We start from the raw sequence: 26,791 nt of genomic DNA, 5'->3' as shown, positions 1-26,791 counted from the left end.
CTGGTGAATGTCGGCCAGGCGATGGCTGCCTGCTGCACGATGCTTGATGGTTAAGGGAGGACGGACGTTGAAACTGAAGGCTAAACCAGCGGTGGCGGGGCGGTGATTTACCGTTTTGGCCACTGCGAGCTGGACCTGGCGGTGGTCGAGCTGCGCTGTAACGGTGAGGTGGTTTCGATAGAGCCCCAGGTCTTTCGCCTGCTGGTCTATCTGGTGGAGCATCGCGAGCGCATGGTCAGTAAGGACGAGATTATTGAGGCCGTCTGGAGTGGCCGGGTGGTGTCGGATTCCGCCCTGACCAGCCGCATTAAGGCCGCGCGCAAGGCCATCGGCGACAGCGGCGAACAGCAACGGCTGATCCGCACCGTACGCGGGCAGGGCTTCCGCTTTATTGCCGAGGTGCAGGGGCAGGAGGTGCCGGTCGCGTCGGCGCAACCGGGCCAGCCCCTAACTCCCTCTACAAAGTTCTCTACAGCGTTCTCTACAAAGCCCTCCACAGATCTCGCCGCAAACCCGTCCGAAAGCGCGCTGGCAATGCCAGTGCCAGCCGTGAAGCCGTCGATTGCGGTGCTGCCCTTTGCCGTGGTCGCTGTCGACGAGCGCCAGGTGATTCTCGCGGATGCGCTCCCCCATGAATTGATTACCGCCCTGGCGCGGCTGCGCTGGCTGTCGGTGATTGCACGCACCTCCTCCTTTCGCTTCCGCGATCCGGCGGTGGATATTTTAGAAGTGGGGCGGGCGCTGAAGGTGGGTTATTGCCTGACGGGCCTGGTGGAGAGCCGCGCTGGCCGGTTGCTGGTGTCGGTGGACTTGGTGGACACCGGCAATCGCAATATCCTCTGGAGCGAGGTGTTCGACTTTAACTTCAGCGAGGTGCACGACATTTGCAGTTCGCTGGTGGATAGTGTGATCGCCGCACTGGAGCTGCAAATTCCCCTGCACGAGGCGGGTCTGGCGCGGCTGCGCACCTCGGAATCTCTCGATGCCTGGGCTGAATACCACCTGGGCCTGCAGGCCATGTACCATTTCAATCACCGCGATAACGCGATGGCCGAGGCGCACTTCCAGCGCGCGCTGAAACTAGACCCGCACTTTGCCCGCGCCCATGCCGGCGTCTCCTTCACCCGCTTCCAGGATGCCCTGCTCAACTACAGCGGCGACGTGCCGGCGGCGATCGAGAGTGCCCGCCGCTATGCCGAGCGCGGTTACGAGCTGGACCCGGTCGACCCGTTTACCAACCTGGTGCTGGGCCGTGCGCACCACCTGGCCGGGGATTTTGAAACCGGTATTGTCTGGTGCGATCGCGCCAATACCCTGAGCCCCAGCTATGCCCAGGGCCAGTACTCCCGGGGGCTTGCCAGCGCCATCCTGTGCCGCGGCCAGGACGCCATGGAGAGCGCCGAGCGCGCCATCACCCTCAGCCCACTCGACCCTCTGCTCTACGCCATGTACTCCTCGCGCGGGCTGGGCCACCTGGTGCTGGGGGAGGTGGAGGCGGGGCTGCACTGGGCCGAGCGCGGCGCCCTCTCGCCCGGGGCCCATGTCATCATTGTGCTGATCGCGCTGATTGCCAACGGCCTGGCCGGCAACGAACCCCGCGCCTGGTTCTGGGCCCGGGATGCCAAAAACCGGCGCGCGGATGTGACGGCGGCACTATTGTTCCGCTCGTTTCCCTTTGCCGACCCAGCCGTGCGGGAGCGGTTTAGCAAGGTGCTGACCCGGTTTGGGATTCCGACAAGCTAGCTGATTGCTTTGGGTGGTGAATTTGGGCACATGGGCGACCGCCGGTCGCCCCTACGATGGTGCAGATTACTACCAGGTTTAAATATTTCACCCGTAGGGCAGATAACCGCTCCTTCGTGATCTGCATTCCCCCCCATCCATGGCGGTCGGCGATCGGCGATCGCCCGTGGTGGGGTTACCCGGGAATAAATTCAAAAACAAAAAAAGCCGCAATTAATTGCGGCTGAGGGAATATCTGATTACGTTAATATCGGTAATCTGGCGGATACCGACCGTGCATTAATCAGATTAAAACTGGGCTCTAGGTAGGTAATTACAGAAATTAGAGTATCGCCCCCGAATTAACGGGGGCTTTTCAAATGGATTACGCAGATAGCGCTAATTATTTGATGAACATCATCTCTGCGTATTTTGGCAGTGGCCAGCAGCTGTCGTCGACCAGGGTTTCCAGGGTGTCGCCGTAGCCGCGGATCTCCAACATGAGTGCGCAGATCTCTTTAGCGCAGTAGACCAGGTGCGCTTCGGTGTCGGGGAAGTCGTGTTTGCCCATGGCGGTTTTCAGTTTCTCTACACCGGCCATCATGCCGCTGGCGGCACTGGCGATGGCGCTGGCGATGCCGGTATCCAGGGAGATGCCCAGGCTCGAGGCACTGCTGTAGGTGCCGGTGAGATCCGACAAATAACTCATGGCCGCCGGGTAGATTTTGGTGGTGGCGATATCGATCACCAATTTTGCTTCCACCTCGATGGTTTGCACGTACTGCTCGGAGTAGACCTCGTAGCGGCTCTCCAGCTCCACGGGTGACAATACCCCGGTGCTGGAGAAGAGTTGAATCACTTCGGGGCTGGTAAAGGCGGGCAGGGCATCGGCGGTGGTGGGCAGGTTTTTCAGGCCGCGCTCGGCCACGGCTTTTTCGTGCCACTCGCTGGAGTAACCGTCGCCACCAAAGACCACATTGCTGTGTTCATCCATCAACTCTTTTAACACCATCACCACGGCTGCGGTTTTATCCACCTCAGAAGCCAGGGCCGGCTCCAGTTTTTCGGCAATCCAATTTAATGAGTCGGCGAGCATGGTGTTCATGGCGACCAGCGGGCCGGAGACCGACTGCGATGAGCCCACGGCACGGAATTCAAAACGGTTGCCGGTAAAGGCGAAGGGCGAGGTGCGGTTGCGGTCGCCGGGGTCGCGTTTAAACGGCAGAATTTGGCCCAGGCCGATATCCATCTGGCCGCCCTGTTCGGTGGCGGCGAGGTTGCCCTCTTTAATGTCCATAAAGACTTTTTCAAGCTGTGTGCCTAAGTAGACAGAGAGAATGGCCGGCGGTGCTTCGTTGGCTCCCAGGCGGTGGTCGTTGGAGGCGGAGGCGATAACGGCGCGCAACAGTGGGCCAAATTTATGCACACCGCGAATTACAGCACCACAGAACAGCAGGAAGTTGAGGTTCTGTTCCGGTGTGCTGCCTGGGTCGAGCAGGTTGCCCTGAGTGGAGTTACCAACCGACCAGTTAACGTGTTTACCCGAACCGTTGACGCCGGCAAAGGGTTTTTCGTGCAGCAGCGCAACAAAGCCGTGACGCTTGGCGGTGAGCTTCATTACGGTCATCAACAGTTGTTGGTGATCAGAGGCGACGTTGGCCGCTTCAAAATAGGGGGCGATTTCAAACTGGCCGGGGGCCACTTCGTTGTGGTGGGTTTTGGCGGGAATGCCCAGGCGGTAGAGTTGATCTTCGAAGTCTTGCATAAAGACCTGAACCCGCTCTGGAATAGCACCGAAGTAGTGGTCATCGAACTGCTGGCCTTTGGCCGGAGGTGCGCCAAACAGCGTGCGGCCGGCGAGCAGCAGATCGGGGCGGGCGTAGGCAAATTTTTCGTCGATTAAAAAGTACTCCTGCTCGGCACCGCAGCTGGAGTTGAGGGTGCTGATTTCGGTTTCGCCCATCAGGCTCAGTACTTTTTTGGCGGCTTTATCCATGGCGGCGTTGGAGCGCAGCAGCGGGATTTTTTTATCGAGGGCTTCGCCGGTCCACGACATAAACACACTGGGGATCATCAGTGTCGCGCCGTTGGGCGTGTGCATCACGTACGCGGGGCTGGTTGGGTCCCAGGCGGTATAACCGCGCGCGGCGTTGGTCATACGCAGGCTGCCGTTGGGGAAGGAGGAGCCATCGGGCTCACCTTTAATTAACAGGCTGCCGGTAAATTCGGTAATGGCGTTGCCATCGGAGTTGGTAACGATAAAGCCATCGTGTTTTTCCGCGGTGGCGTTGGTCATGGGGTAAAAAATATGGGAGAAGAATTTAACCCCTTTGGTTAAGGCCCACTCTTTCATTGCGGCGGCAACCACATCCGCGGTAGCGGCATCCAACGGCGAGCCGGTTTGCACGGTGTTCTTCATCGCCTTAAAGGCGTTCTTCGAGAGGTACTCTTCCATGGTGGCCAGGTTGAAGACATCGTCCGCCCAAATTTTGTTGAGGGGCAGGGGCATTTCAACGGCCATCGGTGTTGCTTTACAAATTTCACTTACGGCAAGCAACCTGGATTCATTTCCACTCATAACGTATTCCTTGTAACTGTATAAATTATAGAAAGAAGACCGACGCTGATCGGCGGGCCGAATGCCCGGGTTGAGCAGGGCTATTCGCGCGAAAATCGATATAGGGTTAACGGAGCCTGTATTCAGTAAGGCGGGAGGTTTGTACCGGGTAAGGTACCTTCCGAGCAGTTACTGGCATTCACACTCAGGGAATTGGAAACGCAATTATTGCGCCATGTTAGCTCCTGCCAACGGCGGCTATGCGTGCAGCAAGTAATGTGTAAGGTTAGGCGAGAGTTTAATGGCCGGTGTGTAATTGAATGGTGCGCAGGCAGGTTGGTGATGGTCCGTTTATGCGCGCGGGATTATAGCGGTAAGTAAATATCTGGTTGGCGAGTGTTAAGTTTTGTTATGGCAAAAACCGAAAATAAAAAACAAACCTCGGTTGGGCGACCGCCGGTCGCCCCTACGATGGTGCGGATTACCGCCAGGTTTAAATATTTCACCCGTAGGGGCGATCGGCGATCGCCCGTGGTTGGGTTTCCCCGGAATAAATTGATACCTCGGTTGGGCGACCGCCGGTCGCCCCTACGATAGTGCGGATTACCACCAGGTTTAAATATTTCACCCGTAGGGGCGATCGGCGATCGCCCGTGGTTGGGTTTCCCCGGAATAAATTGATGCCTCGGTTGGGCGACCGCCGGTCGCCCCTACGATGGTGCGGATTACCACCAGGTTTGAATATTTCACCTGTAGGGGCGATCGGCGATCGCCCGTGGTGGGGTTACCCGGGAATAAATTGATGCCTCGGTTGGGCGACCGCCGGTCGCCCCTACGGGGGTTCAGATTTCCGCGGGGTTTAATTTGGGCACGTGGGCGACCGCCGGTCGCCGACCGCCATGGATGCGGAAGGCCGCCCCGGGGGGGAATGCAAAAAGCGAAGCGGTCCGACGATTCGGAACAGTTTTCTGCCCTACGATTGTATATACCGCCGCCAGTGGTGGTGATGGAGATACCGCCTGAGGCTACTTTTGGATCTCTTTACAGGTTTTAACTACCGTCAGGCTGTAACTATTCCCGCTTTAAACAACCACCCCACCAAAAACATTACCGCCAACAAACCCAGCCCGCTAACTAGCCATAGCTTGCTCAGTCGGGCGACGGGGATCGGCGGTAATAATTCGGCCGATGCAGCAGACGTTTGTGGTTGCTCGGGCTTGTTCATGCGCCGATAGCAGGCGATGAAATAGTCCAGCTCTTTCATCGTGATTTGAACGTCCTGTTTGAACAGCGCAAAAATCTGGGCATCGTTTAAGAGATCTCTGGATCTGCCGAAGCCACGCTGGGAAAAGGTCTCCTCAATGATGGGCGGGGCACCGAACCAAGCGGCGGACTGGTAGAGCGTCTGGGCTTGTTTGTGCCATTCCCTAAAGGCGCTGCTGCGATAGCTCCGTGGGTTATCGCCAATTTTCTTTAAGCCCTGTTTGACCTCTGCCAGTAACCGCACGGGTTGCGGGTACCGGTCTGGACGACTGGTCGCAGACGGCGGGGTGAGACTTTTTTGATCGCCGGCACTTGTGGGCATAAGTTGCGGGATTCCAGAAGTGAGAGATTCGGTTGCTTTGGGCAGAGTAGGCCAAGAGGGGAATATAGCGCTGTTGACTGTTTCGGAAAGCGAATGGCGTCTAAATTTGTTAAAGAGGAGCCGTTTGGGCGATCGCCCGTGGGTGGTGGGTTGCCTCAGAATAAATTGATGCCTCGGTTAGGCGACCGCCATGGATGCGGAAGGCCGACCCGGGGGGAATGCAAAAAACGAAGCGGTTCGACGATTCGGAACAGTTTTCTGCCCTACGGTATTTGGATTACTACGATTTCAAATCTCCAAAGAATGTAGGGGCGATCGGCGATCGCCCGTTGGAGATTCAGATTTCCGCGGGGTTTAATTTGGGCACGCGGGCGACCGCCGGTCGCCCCTACGGGGGTTGGATTCCTGCGGGGATTGAATATTTTACCTGTAGGGCAGATAACCGTTCCTTCGTGATCTGCATTCCCCCCCATCCATGGCGGTCGGTGATCGGCGATCGCCCGTGGTGAGGTTACCCGGGAATAAATTGATACCTCGGTTGGGCGACCGCCGGTCGCCCCTACGGGGATTGGATTACCGCGGGAATTAAATATTTTATCTGCCCTACGTTCTTTGGTTATTTGAATTTTGCGCTTACCGCACTCGAGCAAACAAAACCAACTACTGACACGCATCCCACAGCCGCTTATACGCACTATCCAATTTCGACAAGTGCGCGTCGGTCGCCTCCAGCTCCTGCCACTGGCCAAAGCGTGAAGCGTTGCCCGCTTGATACCAAGCTTCCATCGCCTGCTTGAGTTGGTCCCGGCGGGTGACGGTTTCGCCAATACTCTTTTTCAGTGCCTGCAAACGCGTATTGGCGATATTGGCCACGGCGTAGTGCACGCCCCTCTCAAACAGGCGGGTACCGCCCCCTTCCATGGCAATCTGTTCGGCTTTGTCGATATCGGTGGGCAGTACGCCGGCCATAAAATCGATGTCGTAATCGGCAAACTCCGGCAGCCAGGGGGTGGTGGGGCCCATTAACACGGTGACGGCATTTTTGGCCAGCTCACTGAGGCGGCCGAAGGTTTTGTTGATCAACGAGGTGGCGGTGATAAATACCCAATCGGCCTCAGGGATGACAAATTCCGCGGCGCTATCGGGCAGGTCATCGGCCTGGGGTTGGCGTTCGAGTACGGTGTAGTTCAGGCCACCCAGCACGCTATCCATATGCGGGTAGCGGCCGATAACGACCACTTTTTTGTTGGTCAGCTTGGGGCGGAAGTAGCGGAACACCGCCAGATTGGCATCTTCGGTGGCGGGAATCACCTGCGCCTGCTGCATTAGGGGGTTGCTGGGCGAGTTGATCACCGCGTTGCAGGCGGCGAGGCCGAGGGTGGCATCAAAACCGTTCCAGGAGTGCAGCAGCGTGGTGAGTTCATCCACCGGTTTGCCCGCTACTGTCCCCGGCCACTGCAACAGCCGGGTTTTGTCGTGTGGGCTCATGGCAAAGCCGATGCTGGCCTGCCCATCAGCGGTGATCCGGCAGCTGCTCCAGGTCAGCCCCAGTTGAAACCGTTCCACCTGGGCATTGCCCTGCTTGGCGTACTGCAGCGCCGCTTTTTGTATAGCCTCATAGATACTGCGTGGATGCTTCATGGTGATACCTAACCAATTCCCCTCTATTTGAGGGGGATAATAGTAACGGGTTGGCCCGGGGATGGCCATCTGCCCTACGGTGTTCGGATTCCCGCGATTTCAAATCTCCAAAGAATGTAGGGCAGAAAACTGTTCCTACGTTTTTTGCATTCCCCGCCATCCATGGCGGTCGGCGATCGGCGATCGCCCATTTGGGGTTCAGATTTCTGCGGGATTAAATTTGGGCACGCGGGCGACCGCCGGTCGCCCCTACGATGGTGCGGATTACCACCAGGTTTGAATATTTTACCGGTAGGGCAGATAACGGTTCCTTCGTCGGACCGCTTCGTATTCTGCATTCCCCCGGGGCGGCCTTCCGTATCCATGGCGGTCGGTGATCGGCGATCGCCCATTGGGGTTCAGATTTCTGCGGGGTTTAATTTGGGCACGCGGGCGACCGCCGGTCGCCCGTGGTGGGGATTGCCACCAGGTTTGAATATTTCACCCGTAGGGCAGATAACCGCTCCTTCGTGATCTGCATTCCCCCGGGGCGGCCTTCCGTATCCATGGCGGTCGGTGATCGGCGATCGCCCATTGGGGGTTCAGATTTCTGCGGGGTTTAATTTGGGCACACGGGCGACCGCCGGTCGCCCCTACGATGGTGCGGATTACCACCAGGTTTGAATATTTTACCCGTAGGGGCGATCGGCGATCGCCCGTGGTGGGGTTACCCGGGAATAAATTTATACCTCGGTTGGGCGATCGGCGATCGCCCGTGGTGGGGATTGCCATCGGCGTTGCGGGCCTCCCCGCGATGACAATCAAAACCCACCCGGGCAAAAAATCACGATGCCAAAAACCCATCCTCAATCATGCTCTCATTAAACTTGCGCACAATTTTGCTATCGGTCTCCAACAACTCTTTATCCTTGCCGTTGTAGTTCATCACCGACAGCAGATCTTTAATCAGCTGAATGCGGGCGCTTTTTTTGTCGTTGGCATCGACGATTATCCAGGGGGCGATGTCGTTGTGGGTGGTGCGCAGCATGGTGTTGCGGGCTTCAGTGTACTGCGGCCAGTAGCGCAGGGCTTCGCGGTCGATGGGGCTGATTTTCCAGTTGGAGAGTGGGTCTTCCTCGCGCGCGGCCAGGCGCTGGCGCTGCTCTTCGCGGTTGATGTCGAGATAGTATTTGCGCAGCTGTATGCCGGAGTCGACCAGCATCTGCTCGAAGGGGTTAACCATGCGAAAAAATTGCTGGTAGTCGAGCTCGCTGCAAAAACCCATGACGTGCTCAACACCGGCGCGGTTGTACCAGCTGCGGTTGAAGATCACGAACTCCTGGGGGCAGGGCAGGTGGGGCACGAAGCGTTGAAAATACCAGGCGCCCATTTCCCGTTCGGTGGGTTTGCGCATGGCGACCACGCGGGTATCACGCGGGCTTAGGTGCTGCACGATGCGCTTGATGACACCGTCTTTACCGGCGGCGTCGCGCCCCTCCACAATAATCAGTATGCGATCGTTGCAGGCGATAAAGTGGCGCTGCAACTTTACCAGCTCAATCTGCAGTGCCCGCAATGTCTCTTTGTAGTGTTTCATCGCGCCCTCCGGCAATCTATTTTTCTGATGGGCATGGGTTTATTCACCAGCGCAACCCTAAACCCGTTTAGGTCATTTTCACCACGATATCGTTCAGTGTCTCTCCGGCCAGGGCGACCCGGTCGGCGGCGTTGGACATATGCCGGTAGACCTCGCGCCGTTTCATTATCTCCACCACAAAGGCGACGCTGGAGGCGACCGCCGCGCGCTGATCCTGTTCGAGGGGTTTGAGCAGCACCTCCAGGGTGTTGGCGTCGTCCCGGTGGGCGTCGGTTAAGGTGGCCAGGTAGTGTTCGGCATCGAACAGTTCGGCTAATGCGGCGCGGTAGATCTTTTCGGTTTTGCGTTCGGTTTTGCGCGCCTGCTCGGCGGCGCTGGCGGCCTGTTCCGGTTTTTTGGGCAGGGCGCTGAAGCCCGCCTGCAGGTCGCGGGCACCGCTGTCGAGCAGCTTGGCCATGGCCTGGGTGTGTTGGTCGGGCGGCAGCCGCAGCAGCCCCATTTCGCGCACGGTGGTTTTGGCGTAGTTGAGCAGGGTATCGATCACCGTGGTGGCCCGGAAGATATCCTCCCGGTCGATGGGGGTGGAGAAGGCCCGGTGCAGCAGCTCCAGATTTTGCGCCTTGATCTTGTCGCCGACATGCTCCAGCTCGCGCACGCGCAGGGCGTACTGCTCGTCGCCGGTCTCCATGTAGGCCACCAGCGCCTCGGTGCAGGCCACGGCGTTGTCACACTGCTGTACCAGCAGGCTAAAAAAATCGGTACTGGGGGGGATGACCCGGTCGAGCAGGGTTTTAATCAGGGGGCGGCGTTGGGCAGTGGTCATGGTTGAACTCACAGGGTTAGCAGCGAACGGAAAAGAGTGACCACGCCATAGAGTGCGGCACCGATGGCGGTGGTGATGGGTATGGTAATCAGCCAGGCGACGATGATCTCGTGGGCCTTGGCCCAGCGCACCGCGCGTGGGTGTTCCGAGGCACCGACGCCCATAATGGCGGTGCTGGTGACGTGGGTGGTGGAGACCGGGCCGCCAATCAGCGAGGCGCCAAAGATAATGACCGAGCCGGAGAGCTGGGCATCGAAGCCGTGCAGCGGCCCCAATTTATAGATGCCAAAGCCGATGGTACGGACAATGCGCCAGCCGCCGAGCAGGGTGCCGACGGTGATGCTGGTGGCGCAGATCAAGATCACCCACAGTGGCACGTAGAACTGATCGATAGCGCCGCCCAGCACCAGCATCAGGGTGATAATGCCCATCCCTTTTTGGGCGTCGTTGGTGCCGTGGGCAAAGGCCATGGCGGCGGCGGTAAACCACTGGCCCCGGCGTAGTTTCTGGTTGGCGCTGGAGCTGGCGCCGCGCAGCAGAAAGCGCATCAGCCGGTGCAGGCTAAAGCCCACCAGGAAGCCGAGTACGGGTGAGGTGATCAGCGTGATAATAATTTTGCTCACGCCGGTGAGCTGGCCCTCGGCCAGGGCCGCGAAGCCCCAGTGAATATCGTGGTAACTGGCGCCCACGCTAACCGCGCCTATCAGCCCGCCCACCAGGGCGTGGGAGGAGGACGACGGCAGCCCCACACGCCAGGTGAGCAGGTTCCAGGCGATGGCCGCCGCCATACCGCAGGTGACCACCACCACCGCGTCAAACGCCTGTAGCGATTGCAGATCGACAAAGCCGCCGATGGTGTCAGCCACGGCGGTGCCACCCAACACCGGCCCCAAAAAGGTAAAGCCGCCCACCAGAATAATCGATTGCGCCGGCGTCATCGCTCGTGAGGCAATCAGGGTGGCGATCATATTGGAGGCGTCGTGCATACCGTTGGTAAAGTCGAAGGCAATCACCAGCAGTATTGAACAGATAATCAGAACCAGCAGTACGCTCATAGTGGCTATAGGGCGGCAAGGCCACTGGCGGTTGCGGATGATTGGCGTGCAGCCACTAAACTCTCCTTGCGTTTGGGTGGGGGCGCTTGTTGGGGCAAGGCCAAATTTCTGTGAGGGTAAAAGGCGCTAGTTTAATGGCGCTTATCGAATTTGGCACACAGTTCTATTGGAATCGTTCAGTTCATAAATGCCACGGCTTGATGGGTAAGGAGTGTGTGGTGTGGCGCTTACTGTTCACGATCATCAATGGGCCAATCAGCCGCTATCACTTGCCTCACCCGTTAATGGCACCGGGGTTGACAATAAAAACTGGAGTGATCTACCATGTTTCCTGTTTCGAAACAGGAAACGTGGTAGATGGTTATGATGCTAAAACCTCAGGATACATTGCTGGCACTCAAATACTGGTCTCTGAGGCGCAGTGGCCAGCAGGTAACGGTGAGAGAGTTGGCTGAACAGTTAAGTCTAAGCGCCGGCGAGGTTAGCAAAAGTGCTAAACGTCTGTTGGTGGCTCACCTTTTAGTGGAGCGGGAGGGTATCTACTACGCGGAGGCCAATGGTTTGGCCGAGTGGTTGTGCTACGGCGTACGTTACGCCTTTCCCGCACAAGCGTTGGGTTATGGCCGGGGTATGGCGACCGCCTGGAATTGCCCGTTGGTTAATACAGAGATAGTGCCTCCCCAGCCGGCTGCTATATGGGCAGTCAGCGGCGGTGAACAGGAGGGGGTGATTGTGGAGCCGATTGTGAGCGGGGTACCGCTGGCCGCCGCAAACGATGCGCTCCTGTATCAAGCGTTGGCACTGGTGGACGCGGTTCGCTTGGGTAAACCCCGGGAGCTTGCTATCGCCCGGGCCCATTTGAAAAGCCTGATAACCGGTAGGCTGCTTGAGACGTGAAAAATACCAATTACGATTTTAATTTGCGGCAGTTGACCATCGTGGCTGAAGCGCTCGGCCCGCTTTTGCCAAGAGTGACCTTTGTGGGTGGTTGTACCACGGTGCTGTTGGTAGACGAGGCGGCTTATTCGGGTGTTCGGCAAACAGAAGATGTTGATGTAATTGTTGATGTAGGCACTTACCTGCAGTATCAGAAATTTGCCGAGTCATTGCGGCAGCAGGGCTTTGTCGAAGACACCAGCGGCCCAATTTGTCGTTGGTTGTATAGGGCTGATAACGCCCGAATAAAATTGGATGTGATGTCGGCCGATGCTGAAGCTTTGGGTTTTACCAACCGCTGGTATAAAACGGCGGTGCAAAACGCAACGAAATACCGACTGCAGGATAATTTGTACTTGCAGGTGATTAGTCCGGTTGATTTTCTGGCCACTAAATTTGAGGCCTTTTTGGATCGGGGCAAAGGCGATTACTTCAGTCACGATATGGAAGATATTGTCTTTGTATTGGAAAACCGCCGCGACTTTATTGTGGAGTTGATGGCCGCGTCGGATGAGCATAAGCGCTACTTTGCTGAGCAGGCCAATAATCTCTTAAACGACAGTTTCCTCAATATTTTGCCGGGCTTAATGACGGTGAATGTTACGCCCAACCCGGTGCTCAATACCCTGAAAATAATGGCCAAATGGGGGTGAGTTATGATTGGAAATAGGGGGGGGGCAACTTACTCATTTAAATTATTGCCGACGCTATTTTGCCAATTGTATGTTATGGATGATCGTTTCTAAGTTAATCGGGGCACCCCGCTAACCGTTGCACGATAATCTAAAGCTCGTTATTTATTTTTTCTCAACCGTTGCCTATGTCTACCTGCTCCCCAAATAACCCTCCCCATCTGGCCGTTATCGGTGCCGGTCCCGCCGGATTAATGGCCGCCGAGCAGATTGCCAATGCCGGTTTTACGGTGACGGTGTTTGATGCGATGCCGAGTGTGGCCCGCAAGTTTTTGTTGGCCGGTGTGGGGGGAATGAATATCACCCACGCCGAGGCCTACCCGCAATTTATTAGTCGCTATGGCCAGGCGGCAGCTTCGCTAAAGCCAATCATCGACGAGTTCACTCCCGAGCAGCTGCGCGCCTGGATTCATGCGCTCGGCATCGATACCTTTGTCGGCAGCTCTAACCGGGTTTTCCCCACGGATATGAAGGCGGCGCCCTTGTTGCGCCGCTGGTTGCATCGCCTGCGCCAGCAGGGGGTGGTGTTTCATCCGCGCTACCGCTGGCTGGGCTTTGCTGATAGTGCCACCGAGTTGCAGTTGGCAACGCCCGAAGGGGAGGTGGTGCGGCGCTTCGATGCGGTGGTGTTGGCCTTAGGCGGCGGCAGTTGGCGGCGGTTGGGGTCGGATGGTGGCTGGGTGGAGCCCTTCGCTGCTGCCGGTGTGACGGTGGCCCCGCTTCAACCCAGTAACTGCGGCTTTAAAATTGCCTGGAGTGACTATATTCAGCAGCGCTATGCCGGTGCGGCGCTTAAAAATGTACGGCTGTTTTTGGCGGCGGGCGAGCCGCTTGTGGATGATCGGCGCGAACAGATCACCGTGGAAAAAACCGGTGAGTTTATTGTTAGCCAGTACGGTATTGAGGGCAGTTTGGTGTATGCCCTAAGCGCGCCTATTCGCGACAGTTTGGCGCTGCCGGCCGATAGCGCGCCCAAACTGTTTTTGGATTGGCTGCCGAAATTGTCGCACGCGGAGGTGGTAGCCAAACTCAGCGCGCCGCGTAAGGGGTTAACGCTGGCCAACCTGCTGCGCAAAAAATTTAAATTGTCGGCCTGCTGCCTGGCGTTGTTAACCGAGTGTGCGCCGGCGGCTGGTGTGCAGCGTGCCGGTGATCATGGGCCGGGTAATAGTGGACTGGGTTCCTTAGCCCATGCATCGCCAGAGCGGTTGGCCGGCCTGTTAAAAGCGATGCCGCTGCCGGTCACCACCGCGCAACCGATTGATGAGGCGATCAGCTCCGCCGGTGGTGTTGCTTTTGCGGAGTTGGATGAGCAGTTGATGGTAAAAAAATTGCCGGGGGTGTTTGTTGCCGGCGAGATGCTCGATTGGGAGGCGCCGACCGGCGGCTATCTGTTAACCGCCTGTTTTGCCACCGGGCGCTGGGCAGGCTTGGGTGCGGTGAAATGGCTAAGGAGTGCGGGCGACCGATGGTCGCCCGGCAATGGTTGGGATTACCGCGGAGATTGAATTTGGGCACGCGGGCGACCGCCGGTCGGCAACCGCCATGGATGGCGGGAATGCAAAAAACGAAGGAACAGTTTTCTGCCCTACGGTGGTGCGGATTACCACCAGGTTTGAATATTTCACCGGTAGGGGCGACCGCCGATCGCCCGTGGTTGGATTCCTCCCGAAATTGATACGACCACGCGTTCGAATTTAAAACGGCATGGTGTACTGTTTCAGCACCGCCTGCACGTCGGCTCGCATCTCTTCGGTAAATTCAATTTCAAACGCGGCAATATCCTCTTCCAACTGGGCCATGGTGGTGGCGCCGATGATGGTGGAGGTGACGCCGTCGACCTGGTCGCACCAGGCGAGGGCGAGCTGGGCGGTGGTGATATTGTATTTTTGGGCGATGGCGCCGTAGGCTTTGACCGCTTCGTTTACGGCGGCGGTATCGCGGAACAGGCCGTTGCGCTGGGCGATGGTCCAGCGGCTGCCTTCTGGGCGGGCGCCATCCAGGTATTTACCGGTGAGCGGGCCGCCGGCTAAGGGTGACCAGGGCAGGAAGGCGATATCTTCCATGGCACAGTGCTCGACCAGGTAGGGCCAATCTTTGCTGTGCAGCAGATTAAATTCATTCTGTATGGAGACCATGCGCGGCAGCTGGTGCTGCTCGCTCAATTTCAGGTAGGTGGCGATGCCCCAGGTGGTGTCGTCGGAGAGGCCGCAATGGCGAATCTTGCCCGCTTTTACACACTCATTCAGCCCCTGCAGAATATCGAGCATGCCGGCGGTTTCGGCCTCGGCACTGAAGTCGGTGATTTTGTAGTGGTTGGGGAAGTGTTTGCCAAAGTGCGGGCTGGTGCGGTTGGGCCAGTGCAGTTGGTAGAGGTCGATGTAGTCGGTTTGCAGGCGCTTGAGTGAGTTATCAACTGCTTCTAACACGGTTTCGCGGGTGAGCATTTTGTTGTCGCGCAGGTAGGGCACCGGTGAGATTTTGGTGGCCAGAATAAATTCGCTGCGTTGGCTTGGGTTGCGCGCCAGCCAGTTGCCGATAATAGCCTCGGTTTTGCCATAGGTTTCCGGGCTGGGCGGGATGGCGTACATCTCGGCGGTATCAACAAAATTAATGCCTTTGCTAAAGGCATAGGCCAGTTGTTGGTCGGCATCCTGCTGGTTGTTCTGTTTGCCCCAGGTCATGGTGCCCAGACAGACTCTGGAGACCTGCAGGCCGCTGCTTCCCAAGGTTGAATAGCGCATGTTTGGATTTCCAATGGTCGATGAGTGAATGGCGGGTATCGCGATTGCCGTAGACCTTAAGGAATGAGCGCCAGGAATTCAACCAACAGCTTGGTAATTATTGGCAGGCCTCGGTTTCCGCCCGGTCAGCTCCGCTAGCAGAGCGCAGTGGCGGGCTGCTGGGGGGGCCACACGCCGGCGCTTACTCTGCCTAAGCCACGCTTGGACACGCTGCTTGTTGCACAGGCCGACGGCATCGGCGCACCCATCTGACAAGCCCCCACAAATTTTAATTCACCGCGTAAGCCACTAAACTTTTCGTGAAGCGAACAGCTCTAAACGGCTGTTTATCAGCAAGCCAGGAGAACAAATATGAAAGATGCTCACGCGTTGGTTGGCGAAGCCAAACAGATGATTGAAGAGGTGAATTTGGATGCGGCCGAGCAGGCCATACAGGAGGCCGCCGCCGTGATCGACGTGCGCGAGCCGGATGAGTTTCGCCAGGGCCATGTGCCGGGGGCGATCAATATTCCGCGCGGCTTGCTGGAGTTTAAATTAACCGCCACGCCGGAGCTGACCGACCGCGATTTAAATCTGGTGGTCTACTGCAAAAGCAGCGGCCGGGCGGCGCTGGCGGCCAAGAGCCTGCAGGAGATGGGTTATCTGAAGGTGAAGAGCATCGCCGGTGGCTTTGATGCCTGGGCGGCGGCGGGTAAGGCGGTGGTTACACCGAAAGCGATCGATTTTAATTGACGGCAGTGGCGGGCGACCGCCGGAATCCAAATAATCAAAGAATGTAGGGGTGATCGGCGATCGCCCGTAGTGGGGTTACCCGGAATTAAATTTGCGCCCGATGTGGGCGACCGCCGGTCGCCCCTACGATGGTGCGGAATCCCACCAGGTTTAAATATTTCACGTGTAGGGCAGATAACCGTTCCTTCGTGATCTGCATTCCCCGCCATCCATGGCGGTCGGTGATCGGCGATCGCCCGTGGTGGGGTTACCGCCGGAATTAAATTTGCGCCCGATGTGGGCGACCGCCGGTCGCCCCTACGGTGGTGCGGATTACCGCCAGGTTTAAATATTTCACCCGTAGGGCAGATAACCGTTCCTTCGTGATCTGCATTCCTCGCCATCCATGGCGGTCGGCGATCGGCGATCGCCCGTGGTGGGGTTACCCGGGAATAAATTTATACCTCGGTTGGGCGACCGCCCAAACAGCGGTGGCCTATCCACCGGGCTCCCTACTATGCCCCGTCGCGCACGGCGGCGGGCTTTCTGCGAGGGCGTCTGCGTCGGTTGCGATTGGCGGGGGCGTCACCGCGGTTTTCTGTCTGCCTGGCTGCGCCGCTTCTCGGCTGGCCGTTAGCGTTGGCTTTCGCTTGGCGGTTGCCGTTGGGCTGCTCGCTTTTTGGCTTTTTCGGTTTGCGGTTTTGCGACGCTTTCAGTTTCGATTCCGGCAGGGTAAACGAGGGCGGAAAGCGCTCGTGAATCTCGCGCGGAATAATCTGCTGGGTGAAACGCTCAATGGCAAACAGCAGATCGGCATCTTCTTCGGCCACTAACGACAAAGCTTCGCCACTGGCGCCGGCGCGGCCGGTGCGGCCAATGCGGTGCACGTAGTCCTCCTGCACGTTGGGCAGGTCAAAGTTGATCACGTGCGGCAGTTGGCTGATGTCGATACCGCGGGCGGCGATATCGGTGGCCACCAACACCTGAATTTTGTTCTCTTTAAAATCGGCCAGCGCTTTGGTGCGCGCCCCCTGGCTTTTGTTGCCGTGGATGGCCGCCGCCGGCAGGCCGGCGCTGTCGAGCTGTTTCACCAGGCGGTTGGCGCCGTGTTTGGTGCGGCTGAAGACAAGCACCTGGTGCCAGTCGTTGGTTTGAATCAGGTCGATCAGTAATCTTGGCTTGTCGCCTTTGTTGACCGGGTAGACCGTCTGCTTAACCCGCTCGACGGTGGTGTTGCGCGGCGCCACGTCGATCTCCACCGGGTTGTTCACCAGCCCCTTGGCCAGGGCGCGGATGTCGTCGGAGAAGGTGGCTGAGAAGAGCAGATTCTGGCGTTTGGCCGGCAGCAGCTTCAGCACCCGTTTGATGTCGTGGATAAAGCCCATATCGAGCATGCGGTCGGCTTCGTCGAGTACCAGGATTTCCAGGTGCTCGAAGCGGACGGCGTTTTGGTTGTAGAGGTCGAGCAGGCGGCCGGGAGTGGCCACCAAAATATCGACGCCGCGGCGCAGGGCCATCATCTGCGGGTTGATACCCACACCGCCAAAGACCACGGTGGAGCGCAGGGGCAGTTGCTTGCCGTAACGGCTGACGCTGTCGCCCACCTGGGCGGCCAGCTCGCGGGTAGGGGTTAGCACCAGAGCCCGGGCCTGGTTGGCCTTGGCCGGTGTGCCCTGGCTGAGGCGCTGGAGTATGGGCAGGGTGAAGCCTGCGGTCTTGCCGGTGCCGGTTTGGGCGGCACCCATGACGTCGTGACCCTCCAATACCGCAGGAATAGCCTGGGCCTGAATGGGGGAGGGCGTGGTGTAGCCTTGCGCAGAGACAGCATCAAGTAGCTCTCGACGCAGACCTAAATCTGAGAATTGCATCTGGTTTCCAGGGGATTTGTAACGACCGAATATGGAAGGGGGCGTAAAGCCGGGGCGAGGATAACGGTTTTAGCGGTTTACCACCAGTGTTTATTTTTCGGACGACCGCCCGGTAATGGATGGGATTACCGGGGGATTTGAATTTGGGCCTGTGGGCGACCGCCGGTCGCCCCTACGAAGGTGGGGTAACTGCGATTTCAAACCACCAAAGAACGTAGGGCAGATAACCGCTCCGAATCGTCGGACCGCTGCGTGTTCTGCATTCCCCCGGGGCGGCCTTCCGCATCCATGGCGGTCGGCGGTCGGCGGTCGCCCGTGGTGGGGTTACCCGGAATAAATTGATACCTCGGTTGGACGGCCGCCCGGTAATGGATGGGATTACCACGGGATTGGGATTTGGGCCTGTGGGCGATTACCCAAAATAACGGCAGCCCCCACAGGTGGCATTACCCCTTGCGGTGATATTCCGCCACCAGCACCCGGATCTTCAGGCGGATGATATCGGCGAGCATCAGCATTTTGCGTTCGTGCTCCTGGCGGGCGATGTCGTAGATCTGTTTTTTCAGGGTTTCGCTGCTATCTTCGGGGACCGTCAATGACCACTCGGTGAAGAAGGCGTCGTAGCTGTCGATGGTTTTGATCAGCTCGAAGCGGATCTTCTCCCGGTCTATTTTCGGAATGGAGCCGAGCGCTTTGTCGATGACGACTTCAATGTCGGAGGCTTTTTGTTTGTCTGTTACGGGGAATTGGATAATGGTCGACATGGTGGCTTCCTTATTTTCTCCCTAAGCTGTTCTCAACCGTTCGAGCCCGGGCTGCCGTTTCCCGGGGCCGTTAAGGCTTTGTCTGGCGTTACTAGCGCTTCGGTTTCATTTTTCGAGCCAGTTTGTAAGTGGTTGATTTCTTTAAGTAAGGCTTCGCCTGAGTTGTTGCATTTGTAACAAATCGAGGGCTGAAGGTGGCCTATGTCCGGCGCCGGAGGTTGGACTGCTATTGACGGGGTAACCACTTCCACATTCAGGCTATAATCCGGCGACTATTTTTTGAGCTTGGGAGGGAGTATGCCAATTGCGTTAGCGCTTCACGTTTTAAGTGCGGTTATTTGGGTGGGGGGAATGTTTTTCGCCTATATGTGCCTGCGGCCGGTGGCCGGGCAGTTGCTGGAGCCACCCGTGCGCCTGCAGTTGTGGCGACAGGTGTTCAACAAATTTTTTGTCTGGGTAACTCTGGCCGTGGCGGTATTGCTGATTACCGGTTTATGGATGATTTTCGCTGTTTACGGCGGCATGGGTAATGTGCGCTCGTACATCCATACCATGCTGTTGTTGGGCGTGATTATGATGGCCATTTATGGCCACGTCTTTTTTGTGCCTTACCAGCGTTTGGGGCGTGCGGTAATGGCGGAAAACTGGCCGGAGGGTGGTAAGCAGCTGGGGGTGATTCGCAAGTTAATTGCCATCAATATGAGCCTGGGGTTGTTGGTCGTGGTTATCGCCAGCGCCGGCCGCTACCTGTAGGGGCGACCGCCCGTCGATGGTTGGGGTTATCGCGGGGGTTGCCTTTGGGCACGTGGGCGACCGCCGGTCGCCCCTACGGGGTTTGGATTTCGGCGAGGATTAAATATTTCGTCCATCGTTGGGCCGGATTTCCGCAGGGATTAAATAATTCGACCGTCGTTGGTTGGGATTACCGCGGGGGTTGCCTTTGGGCACGTGGGCGGCCGCCCTTCATTTCTGGCGTCTGGTTAAACGTAAATAAATTCACCACGTGAACTGGTTTCTATTTCTGTTCATCCGCCTATTTTTTGACATTGTTGACGTTTGTTGGCGGTTCTAGCATTCGGGCTCTTCTGCCCATCTGTTAGGAGCAACCCATGCCAACTGCCCGACATTCTCTCCGTCTGCCTCATTACAACTATTCCCAAGGTGGTGCTTACTTCATTACGCTTTGTGCCGATCAGCGCCGTTGCCTGTTTGGTGAGGTGGTTAATGGTGAAATGGCGCTTGGTCATTGGGGGCGTGTGGTGGCTGAACAGTGGTTGTTGAGTGAACAGATGCGTGCCGAAATTTCTTTGGATTACTGGGTGATCATGCCGAACCATTTCCATGGCATTGTTCACATAGAAAACGGCGAGGCGAGTGAGGGGACCGCGCGGACAAGGTTACAAGCGCGCAGTTTGGGAGCATTAGTCGCCGGATTTAAAGCGGCAGTCACCAGACAGATTAATCAATTGGGGGGCACTTCCGGAGTGAAAGTGTGGCAGCGTAATTATTGGGAACGTGTGGTGCGCGATGAGCAGGAGCTGACTGCGCTGCGGGAATATATTCAAAATAATCCAGCCCGGTGGCAATTGGATAAATTATTTGTGGGGTGAAAGAATTTAGGGCGACCGCCGGTCGCCCCTACGGGGGTGGGGTAACTGCGAAATTCCAATACCCAAAGAACGTAGGGCAGATAACCGCTCCGAATCGTCGGACCGCTTCGTGATCTGCATTCCCCCGGGGCGGCCTTCCGTATCCATGGCGGTCGTCGATCGGCGATCTCCCGGCGATGGTTGGTGTTATCGCGGGATTTGGATTTGGGCACGTGGGCGACCGCCGGTCGCCCCTGCGGGGGTGGGGTAACTGCGCAATTCCAATAACCAAAGAACGTAGGGGCGATCGGCGATCGCCCGGCGATGGTTGGGGTTATCGCGGGATTTGGATTTGGGCACATGGGCGACCGCCGGTCGCCCCTACGGGGTTTGGATTTCGGCGAGGATTAAATATTTCGCCCATTTGGGGTTCAGATTTCTGCGGGATTAAATTTGGGCACGTGGGCGACCGCCGGTCGCCCCTACGGGGGTGGGGTAACTGCGAAATTCCAATAACCAAAGAACGTAGGGGCGATCGGCGATCGCCCTTTTTATTTCCCGTCGCAACCTCGGTAGCAGAGCACCTGCATATTGAAGTCGAGGTTTTCGATCGCTTTGGCGGAGCCGGCCATGCTGAACTCCTCCTGGCGGACCTGGTTGGGTTTCACTTCCATGGAGATCTTCAGGTAGTCCGATCGTTTCACCAGCGCCTCGACCTTTTCCGGTTGGGTGATGGAGAAGTAGTGGTTGTCGCTCAGGTGTTTACAGCCGAGCGTAACCTTGAGTGTGCCGGCGTTGGAGCTGAGTGTGGCGGGGCGTTTGGAGCGCTCTTCGCAATCGGTGCCGAGGTAGGTCATGTAGATGCAGGAGCCATCCTCCGATGAACAAAATTTACCCAGCAGACTGCCTTGATTGTTGACGGTTACCGCGTATTTGGTGGCCTTGGTGGTATCCCACTGCCAATCTTTGTTATTGCCGGTTGAGTAGCCGTTTTCACTGACCGCGTTGTGCGTGAACACCAACGCAGTCAGCAACGCTGTGCTGAGTGAAATTTGTTTGAGGTTTATTAGTGCTTTCTTATTCATTGCTGGCTGGTGTTTTGCCTTGGAGTGCGCGGGGCAACGGGATCTGTTGCCAAGGACGCGCACCTCTCCCCTAATTGTCTTTGCCCTCGGGTAAGTCGCCTCACTGCGGCCCGGGAATATTTAAAAAAAGCGTAGTATAGGGTGACACCGTAAGCAAAAAATCAGCGCGATTGTTCGTCAATTTTGCGCCGCTCGGCACGGATTAAAGCAGGCGTTGCTGCGCATTTGTAATAGATGTTGGTCATTGCGGGTCATTTGGTTATTAGGTGGTGATGCGAAGCCAAGGGCGACCGCCGGTCGGCGCTACGGGGTTGGGATTAACACCGGAATGGATTTGTGTGTGGGCGACCGCCGGTCGCCCCTACGGGGGTGGGATTAACGCCGGAATGGATTTGTGTGCGGGCGACCGCCGGTCGCCCCTACGGGGTTGGGATTAACACCGGAATGGATTTGTGTGCGGGCGACCGCCGGTCGGCAACCGCCATGGACGGCGGGGAATGCAGATCACGAAGGAGCGGTTATCTGCCCTACGTAGGTTGGGATTCTGCGGGAATTAAATATTTCCCCGTAGGGGCGACCGCCGGTCGCCCGTATGGTGGTGCGGATTACCGCTGGCTTAAAAATTTCATTTTGTTTGGATGGTATTTACCCGCGCAACATATTGCGGCCGCCGTTGACCGGCACGATCTGGCCATTGATAAAGCCCGAGGCATCGGAGGCCATAAACACCATCACCGGGGCCATGTCTTTGTCGATATCGCCCATGGCGCCGCCTAAGGGGACCTGCCGTTTCTCATTGGCGAGGTGGGCCTGGCGCTGCTCGTCGGTGAGATTGGCGAGCCAGGCTTCGTACATGGGGGTTTTGATGGTGGGGTTGATACAGTTGCAGCGGATATTGAATTTCAGCGCCCACTCGTAGGCGATGGTGCGCGTCCAGGAGAGCACGGCCCCCTTGGAGGCGGCGTAGAGGGCGCTGTTGGGCATGCCCGAAAGGGCGACGTCGGAGGCGAAGTTGATGATCGCCCCTTTACCCTGCTTCTGCATCAGTTTGCAGGCGGCCTGGTTGGTAAGCACGGTGCCGTTGATGTTGATACCCCAGGTGCGGTTCATGTCGTTGAGGGTGAACTCCTCGGCCGGGCAGGCCTCTTCAATGGCGGCGATATGGGCCAGCACATCGAGGCCGCCCATGGCCCGTTCGGCCTCGGCAAAGACTGCAAACACCTGTTCCGGGTTGGCGATATCACAGGGGTAGAAGGTGGCCGACCCCTCGCCTTGGGCGTTGGCCTCGGCGGTGGCGGCGCGGCCGCCCTCGGCGTTGATGTCGAGCGCCGCCACTTGGGCGCCTGCGCGCACAAAAGCGCGCACCGTGCCGGCACCAATACCACGGGCAGCGCCGGTGACGATAATGCGTTTACCTTGCAGTTGCTGGAAATGACTTTGGGGGGAGGAGTGTTGCATGTGATGTCCCTGCCTGAAGGGTTGGCGGCCCCCGGAGAGAACTCAGGGGGCCGCGCAGCGATGAAACCGATTGTTATGTTTGTCACCCGGCCACACCCACTCGGTGTGGCAGCCGTGCCAGTTTCTGGAGGCTAAATTACACTGTGATGGTATAAATTACAACGCATGTGTTGTATTTCGTGGTTGGGTTTGGAGGATGTTTTAGGTGCCGGTATTGGACCTATCCGGCGTCAACCCCACCTCCGTGAGGCAGATAACCGCTACGAATCATCGGACCGCTTGGTATTCTGTATTCCACGGGTGAGCCTACGGCATCCTTGGTGGTTGCCGGCCGGCGGTCGCCCTCTCACGCACAAATCCATTTAAACCGCAGGCTGTGTGGCTCGGGCATTAGCCATGTGGCCGCTGCACTAACCTTTTTGGCAAGAGCCTGCAGCTGGTCAGCTAGAGCCCTCAGCTACTTTGGTAGAGCCTTCAGCTTCCTGGGGGCTGCCTTCAGTTTTTTTGGCCGAGCTGGTCTGCCAGCTGCTCCATCTCGCTGCGCATTACCAGCTTGCTCAACCAGGCTTCGGGGATGCCCTGCTCGCCATAATAGGCGCCGGCAATCTGCCCCACTACGGCGGCGGTGGTATCGGCGTCGTCACCGAGGTTGGCGGCGGTCAGCACGGCGTCGCGGAAGTTGTCGGTGCTGGCAAAACTCCACAGGGCGGCCTCCAGGCAGTCGATCACATAGCCGGTGCCTTTGATCTCCGGTGGGGTTTTATGGCGGTAGTGCTGTTGCGCAATAGCGAGCACCTTTTTGGTGGTGGGCGGGTAGAGCTCGCTGGCGAGGATCTCCGCTTTGCTCTGCCCGGCGTAAGCGGTGTGCAACAAAGAGGCGAAGTAGGTGGTGGCATCCACACACTCTTTGGCGCCGTGGGTGGTGCGCGCGCTTAAGGCGGCGTATTCGAGGCTATCGGCCAGGTTCGGGCTGAAGTAGATCACCACCGGTGCCAGGCGCATGATGCAGCCGTTGCCCGCGGCAAAGGGGTTGCTGGAGCCGGCCAGTGGCTCACCGGTTTGTAGAAAGCGGCTGAGTGCCTCGGAGACGGTGACGCCGATATCAAAGCAGCGGCCGTTGCTGCTCATATAGCCGTGCCGGCTCCAGTTGAGGTAGCGCTGCATCTGGTCGCTGGCGTCGAAGCCCTGGCACTCCACCAGCGAGTGCGCCAGGCAGAGTGCCATGGAGGTGTCGTCGGTCCACTGTCCGGGGTGCAGACCGAAGGGGCCACCGCCAACCATATCGCTGATGGGAGTGAAGCTGCCGGGGGTTTTAAATTCCAGCGTGGTGCCCACCGCATCGCCGGCGGCCAGCCCCAACAGGCTGCCCCGGTAGCGTTGTCTTCTGCTGATGTTTGCCGTATGTTCCATAAACCCTAAGTCTTGTGTGGGAATCATGACGGCTATTACACCATCCCAGCGCGCCTCGCTGCCAGCCTTTGCCCGCAGCTCTATCAATCGCTGCAATTTACCGGCCGTTATTTTGGGTGGTTTGACTTTTCAGCAGCAGCCCTCGCCACTGCTCATCGATGGTGTGCTGGAGCTGCACCAACAGCTGTTCCAAGCCTTGGATGACGTGGCCGAACCCGCCCGGCGGGCGCTCCATTTTCAGCAGTATATGCGTTCGGCCTTTTTGCTGGAGTGCCTGAACGAGGCGGGTTTTGACCCGGCCAGCAATGTTCGCCGCGACAAGGCCGACTATCTGCGTCTGCTGCGCGGTTGGATGTTTAATGCCGATGGAGTGGAGGCGGCGGTGCTTAAGCAGTGGGTGGAGTCGCGCTTTGGCCTGCGACCGCGCAGCCACGCTGGGCGGCTGGAGGATTTTAACGGCGCGACTTATCGGCACTACCTGGCCGATGTCAATCGCGGCCTCTATAACAGCAATGCCCTGGAAGCGCAGCTCGACCTGCTCTACAGCTATTGCCAGTATGAACTGAATCACCGCTGGCCCGGGCAGAGCCACTGGCTGCTCTATCGCGGGGTTAACCAGCTGGATGAACACGACCTGCTCGGCAAGTTCGACCAGGACCACTGCGTACTGCTATTGAACAATCTCAACTCATTTTCCAGTGATCGGCTGCACAGTGAAAGCTTTGGCGACTACATCATGGAGATTGCCATCCCCTCGGCCAAACTGCTCTATTTTCCTGGGTTACTGCCGGGGGTATTGCAGGGGGAGGGGGAGTATCTGGTGATTGGTGGGGTTTATCGGGCGAAGGTGGGGTTTTAATATTTCGGTTAATGGCGGGCGACCGCGAATTCAAACAACCAAAGAACGTAGGGGCGATCGGCGATCGCCCGTGGTTGGGGTTTCCACCGGAATAAATTGATACGTCAGATGGGCGACCGTCGGTTGGCAATCGCCATGGACGCGGAAGGCCGCCCCGGGGGGAATGCAGATCACGCAGCGGTCCGACGATTCGGAGCGATTATCTCCCCTACGGGGGTTGGGATTACACCGGAATGGATTTGTGTGTGCGGGCGACCGCCGGTCGCCCCTACGGGGGTTGGGATTACACCGGAATGGATTTGTGTGTGCGGGCGACCGGCGGTCGCCCCTACGGGGGTTGGGATTACATCGGAATGGATTTGTGTGTGTGCGGGCGACCGCCGGTCGCCCCTACGGAGGTTGGGATTACACCGGAATGGATTTGTGTGTGCGGGCGACCGCCGGTCGCCCCTACGGGGGTTGGGATTACATCGGAATGGATTTGTGTGTGCGGGCGACCGCCGGTCGCCCCTACGGGGGTTGGGATTACACCGGAATGGATTTGTGTGTGCGGGCGACCGCCGGTCGCCCCTACGGGGGTTGGGATTACACCGGAATGGATTTGTGTGTGCGGGCGACCACCGGTCGCCCCTACGGGGGTTGGGATTACACCGGAATGGATTTGTGTGTGCGGGCGACCGCCGGTCGCCCCTACGGGGGTTGGGATTAACACCGAAATTAAATATTTCACCCGTAGGGGCGACCGGTGGTCGCCCAAAAGATCATCGACCGCCCGTGGTTGGTCTCGTTTAATGATCGCTCTTATGCAGAGGTGTTTATGACGCTCAATTATCGCGCCTTGCTGCTGGATTTAAGCGGCGTCTTGTACGAGGGCAGCCGTTTGCTTCCCGGGGCAGTAGAAGCGATTGCAGAGGCCCGCGCGCGCGGATTGCTGTTGCGCTTTGTCACCAACACCGCCACCAAGCCGGCGGTGACCATTCGCGCGGACCTGGCGGCGATGGGTATTGAGGTGGCAGCGGAGGAGCTCTTTACCGCGCCCATGGCGGCCAAGGCTTATATGGAACAACACGGGCTTAGACCCTACTGTTTACTGCACCCGGCCCTGGCCGCTGAATTTGCCCACCTGCCCCAGAGCAACCCCAACTGTGTGTTGTTGGGCGATGCCCGCGAGGCACTCACTTACGACAATCTCAACCATGCCTTTCAGTTGTGTAAAGCCGGCGCGGCGCTGATTGGCATCGGCATGAATAAATACTTTAAAGATGAAGAGGGCTTGAAGCTGGATGCCGGCGGTTTTATTCGCCTGGTGGCGTGGGCGGCCGATACTCCAGCCGTGATTATGGGCAAACCGAGCCCAGACTTTTTTGCCCAGGTGGTGGCCTCCACCCCTTGCCCGGCGGCAGAGTGCTTGATGGTGGGCGATGATGTCGACAGCGATGTGTTGGGTGCCATCGCCGCCGGCCTGCAGGGCTGCTTGGTGCAAACTGGCAAGTACCAGGCGGGCGATGAGGCCAAGCTGCCGGCACCGGCGCGTCTGGTGGCTTCTGTTGCCGAGCTGTTTGTTGCTGAGTAAGCGTGGCTTGGGCAGGCAATCGTTGGTGTTGAAATCCCATAAAAAACCAAGTGATCGCTGATTAAAAGTGCCTTGCCACAGCAAGTAAATTCGCCATAAAAATTCACGCTAAAACACGTTACCCTACTAACCTGCGCTTTATG

General features: G+C 57.9%; 22 protein-coding genes. 10 read left to right on the top strand and 12 right to left on the bottom strand.

The features are described from left to right. Positions 1-102 precede the first annotated feature (102 nt). A complete protein-coding gene (locus tag SBL51_RS06765) occupies positions 103-1,743 on the top strand; it encodes a winged helix-turn-helix domain-containing tetratricopeptide repeat protein (protein WP_317930140.1) in 1,641 nt (546 codons plus the stop codon). Positions 1,744-2,125: 382 nt separating this feature from the next. On the opposite strand, the gene SBL51_RS06760 is transcribed toward SBL51_RS06765, so the two are convergent. From SBL51_RS06760 to SBL51_RS06735, 6 genes are all read right to left on the bottom strand, one after another. Continuing rightward, a complete protein-coding gene (locus SBL51_RS06760; protein WP_317930139.1) occupies positions 2,126-4,300 on the bottom strand; it encodes a glutamine synthetase III in 2,175 nt (724 codons plus the stop codon). Between the two features lie 1,039 nt (positions 4,301-5,339). Beyond that, on the bottom strand, positions 5,340-5,864 hold the full coding sequence (locus SBL51_RS06755) for a hypothetical protein (protein ID WP_317930138.1): 525 nt from the start codon (positions 5,862-5,864) through the stop codon (positions 5,340-5,342). 660 nt (positions 5,865-6,524) lie between these two features. Beyond that, positions 6,525-7,505, bottom strand: a complete 981-nt coding sequence (locus SBL51_RS06750; RefSeq protein ID WP_317930137.1) for a DUF364 domain-containing protein — start codon at positions 7,503-7,505, stop codon at positions 6,525-6,527. A gap of 823 nt (positions 7,506-8,328) precedes the next feature. Beyond that, complete coding sequence (gene ppk2, locus SBL51_RS06745; RefSeq protein ID WP_317930136.1) at positions 8,329-9,081, bottom strand: polyphosphate kinase 2; 753 nt, start codon at positions 9,079-9,081, stop codon at positions 8,329-8,331. A 67-nt stretch (positions 9,082-9,148) separates the two neighbouring features. Then, the gene (locus SBL51_RS06740) at positions 9,149-9,904 is read right to left on the bottom strand and encodes a DUF47 domain-containing protein (protein WP_317930135.1); all 756 of its coding nucleotides are present in this window, start codon (positions 9,902-9,904) and stop codon (positions 9,149-9,151) included. Between the two features lie 8 nt (positions 9,905-9,912). Next, a complete protein-coding gene (locus SBL51_RS06735) occupies positions 9,913-10,959 on the bottom strand; it encodes an inorganic phosphate transporter (RefSeq protein ID WP_317930134.1) in 1,047 nt (348 codons plus the stop codon). 357 nt (positions 10,960-11,316) lie between these two features. On the opposite strand from SBL51_RS06735, the gene SBL51_RS06730 reads away from it, so the two are divergent. The 3 genes from SBL51_RS06730 (at position 11,317) to SBL51_RS06720 (ending at position 14,095) form a co-directional block, all read left to right on the top strand. Then, entirely contained in the window at positions 11,317-11,856 is a 540-nt protein-coding gene (locus tag SBL51_RS06730) for a hypothetical protein (RefSeq protein WP_317930133.1), read from the top strand. Further along, on the top strand, positions 11,853-12,548 hold the full coding sequence (locus SBL51_RS06725) for a nucleotidyl transferase AbiEii/AbiGii toxin family protein (RefSeq protein WP_317930132.1): 696 nt from the start codon (positions 11,853-11,855) through the stop codon (positions 12,546-12,548). The genes SBL51_RS06730 and SBL51_RS06725 overlap by 4 nt, the downstream gene beginning before the upstream one ends. Before the next feature lie 167 nt (positions 12,549-12,715). Continuing rightward, positions 12,716-14,095, top strand: a complete 1,380-nt coding sequence (locus tag SBL51_RS06720; protein ID WP_317930131.1) for a TIGR03862 family flavoprotein — start codon at positions 12,716-12,718, stop codon at positions 14,093-14,095. 189 nt (positions 14,096-14,284) lie between these two features. Here SBL51_RS06720 and SBL51_RS06715 read toward each other — a convergent pair whose 3' ends face one another. Further along, complete coding sequence (locus SBL51_RS06715; RefSeq protein ID WP_317930130.1) at positions 14,285-15,331, bottom strand: aldo/keto reductase; 1,047 nt, start codon at positions 15,329-15,331, stop codon at positions 14,285-14,287. A gap of 351 nt (positions 15,332-15,682) precedes the next feature. Here SBL51_RS06715 and SBL51_RS06710 point away from each other — a divergent pair, with 351 nt between their 5' ends. Next, positions 15,683-16,063, top strand: a complete 381-nt coding sequence (locus tag SBL51_RS06710; RefSeq protein WP_317930129.1) for a rhodanese-like domain-containing protein — start codon at positions 15,683-15,685, stop codon at positions 16,061-16,063. Positions 16,064-16,557: 494 nt separating this feature from the next. Here SBL51_RS06710 and SBL51_RS06705 read toward each other — a convergent pair whose 3' ends face one another. Continuing rightward, complete coding sequence (locus SBL51_RS06705) at positions 16,558-17,910, bottom strand: DEAD/DEAH box helicase (protein WP_317930128.1); 1,353 nt, start codon at positions 17,908-17,910, stop codon at positions 16,558-16,560. 446 nt (positions 17,911-18,356) lie between these two features. After that, the gene (locus tag SBL51_RS06700) at positions 18,357-18,674 is read right to left on the bottom strand and encodes a hypothetical protein (protein ID WP_317930127.1); all 318 of its coding nucleotides are present in this window, start codon (positions 18,672-18,674) and stop codon (positions 18,357-18,359) included. A 297-nt stretch (positions 18,675-18,971) separates the two neighbouring features. Here SBL51_RS06700 and SBL51_RS06695 point away from each other — a divergent pair, with 297 nt between their 5' ends. Further along, complete coding sequence (locus SBL51_RS06695) at positions 18,972-19,427, top strand: DUF4149 domain-containing protein (RefSeq protein WP_317930126.1); 456 nt, start codon at positions 18,972-18,974, stop codon at positions 19,425-19,427. A gap of 356 nt (positions 19,428-19,783) precedes the next feature. After that, positions 19,784-20,284: a transposase gene (locus SBL51_RS06690; protein ID WP_317930125.1), complete on the top strand. Its 501-nt coding sequence runs from the start codon at positions 19,784-19,786 to the stop codon at positions 20,282-20,284. Positions 20,285-20,814: 530 nt separating this feature from the next. On the opposite strand, the gene SBL51_RS06685 is transcribed toward SBL51_RS06690, so the two are convergent. The 3 genes from SBL51_RS06685 to SBL51_RS06675 form a co-directional block, all read right to left on the bottom strand. Next, positions 20,815-21,348: a hypothetical protein gene (locus SBL51_RS06685; RefSeq protein WP_317930124.1), complete on the bottom strand. Its 534-nt coding sequence runs from the start codon at positions 21,346-21,348 to the stop codon at positions 20,815-20,817. A gap of 645 nt (positions 21,349-21,993) precedes the next feature. After that, entirely contained in the window at positions 21,994-22,806 is an 813-nt protein-coding gene (locus SBL51_RS06680) for an SDR family oxidoreductase (protein ID WP_317930123.1), read from the bottom strand. 495 nt (positions 22,807-23,301) lie between these two features. Further along, positions 23,302-24,216, bottom strand: a complete 915-nt coding sequence (locus tag SBL51_RS06675) for an ADP-ribosylglycohydrolase family protein (protein WP_317930122.1) — start codon at positions 24,214-24,216, stop codon at positions 23,302-23,304. 25 nt (positions 24,217-24,241) lie between these two features. On the opposite strand from SBL51_RS06675, the gene SBL51_RS06670 reads away from it, so the two are divergent. From SBL51_RS06670 to SBL51_RS06660, 3 genes are all read left to right on the top strand, one after another. Beyond that, on the top strand, positions 24,242-25,075 hold the full coding sequence (locus SBL51_RS06670) for an NAD(+)--dinitrogen-reductase ADP-D-ribosyltransferase (RefSeq protein ID WP_317930121.1): 834 nt from the start codon (positions 24,242-24,244) through the stop codon (positions 25,073-25,075). 367 nt (positions 25,076-25,442) lie between these two features. Then, positions 25,443-25,784, top strand: coding sequence for a hypothetical protein (locus SBL51_RS06665; RefSeq protein WP_317930120.1), 342 nt, complete (start codon positions 25,443-25,445; stop codon positions 25,782-25,784). 36 nt (positions 25,785-25,820) lie between these two features. Beyond that, positions 25,821-26,648, top strand: coding sequence for a TIGR01458 family HAD-type hydrolase (locus SBL51_RS06660; RefSeq protein ID WP_317930119.1), 828 nt, complete (start codon positions 25,821-25,823; stop codon positions 26,646-26,648). Positions 26,649-26,791: the final 143 nt, after the last annotated feature.

The sequence above is a fragment of the Halioxenophilus sp. WMMB6 genome (genome assembly GCF_033283405.1).
GTDB lineage: Bacteria > Pseudomonadota > Gammaproteobacteria > Pseudomonadales > Cellvibrionaceae > Halioxenophilus.
The sequence above is the reverse complement of the archived record's forward strand: the minus strand, read 5'-3'. Positions and strand labels throughout refer to the sequence as shown.

Bases quoted from the DNA above. Each gene is read 5' to 3' on its own strand.
- SBL51_RS06760 (WP_317930139.1), bottom strand. From the start codon at position 4,300: ATGAGTGGAAATGAATCCAGGTTGCTTGCCGTAAGTGAAATTTGTAAA.
- SBL51_RS06755 (WP_317930138.1), bottom strand. From the start codon at position 5,864: ATGCCCACAAGTGCCGGCGATCAAAAAAGTCTCACCCCGCCGTCTGCG.
- SBL51_RS06750 (WP_317930137.1), bottom strand. From the start codon at position 7,505: ATGAAGCATCCACGCAGTATCTATGAGGCTATACAAAAAGCGGCGCTG.
- ppk2 (WP_317930136.1), bottom strand. From the start codon at position 9,081: ATGAAACACTACAAAGAGACATTGCGGGCACTGCAGATTGAGCTGGTA.
- SBL51_RS06740 (WP_317930135.1), bottom strand. From the start codon at position 9,904: ATGACCACTGCCCAACGCCGCCCCCTGATTAAAACCCTGCTCGACCGG.
- SBL51_RS06735 (WP_317930134.1), bottom strand. From the start codon at position 10,959: ATGAGCGTACTGCTGGTTCTGATTATCTGTTCAATACTGCTGGTGATT.
- SBL51_RS06730 (WP_317930133.1), top strand. From the start codon at position 11,317: ATGGTTATGATGCTAAAACCTCAGGATACATTGCTGGCACTCAAATAC.
- SBL51_RS06720 (WP_317930131.1), top strand. From the start codon at position 12,716: ATGTCTACCTGCTCCCCAAATAACCCTCCCCATCTGGCCGTTATCGGT.
- SBL51_RS06715 (WP_317930130.1), bottom strand. From the start codon at position 15,331: ATGCGCTATTCAACCTTGGGAAGCAGCGGCCTGCAGGTCTCCAGAGTC.
- SBL51_RS06710 (WP_317930129.1), top strand. From the start codon at position 15,683: ATGAAAGATGCTCACGCGTTGGTTGGCGAAGCCAAACAGATGATTGAA.
- SBL51_RS06705 (WP_317930128.1), bottom strand. From the start codon at position 17,910: ATGCAATTCTCAGATTTAGGTCTGCGTCGAGAGCTACTTGATGCTGTC.
- SBL51_RS06700 (WP_317930127.1), bottom strand. From the start codon at position 18,674: ATGTCGACCATTATCCAATTCCCCGTAACAGACAAACAAAAAGCCTCC.
- SBL51_RS06695 (WP_317930126.1), top strand. From the start codon at position 18,972: ATGCCAATTGCGTTAGCGCTTCACGTTTTAAGTGCGGTTATTTGGGTG.
- SBL51_RS06690 (WP_317930125.1), top strand. From the start codon at position 19,784: ATGCCAACTGCCCGACATTCTCTCCGTCTGCCTCATTACAACTATTCC.
- SBL51_RS06685 (WP_317930124.1), bottom strand. From the start codon at position 21,348: ATGAATAAGAAAGCACTAATAAACCTCAAACAAATTTCACTCAGCACA.
- SBL51_RS06680 (WP_317930123.1), bottom strand. From the start codon at position 22,806: ATGCAACACTCCTCCCCCCAAAGTCATTTCCAGCAACTGCAAGGTAAA.
- SBL51_RS06675 (WP_317930122.1), bottom strand. From the start codon at position 24,216: ATGGAACATACGGCAAACATCAGCAGAAGACAACGCTACCGGGGCAGC.
- SBL51_RS06670 (WP_317930121.1), top strand. From the start codon at position 24,242: ATGACGGCTATTACACCATCCCAGCGCGCCTCGCTGCCAGCCTTTGCC.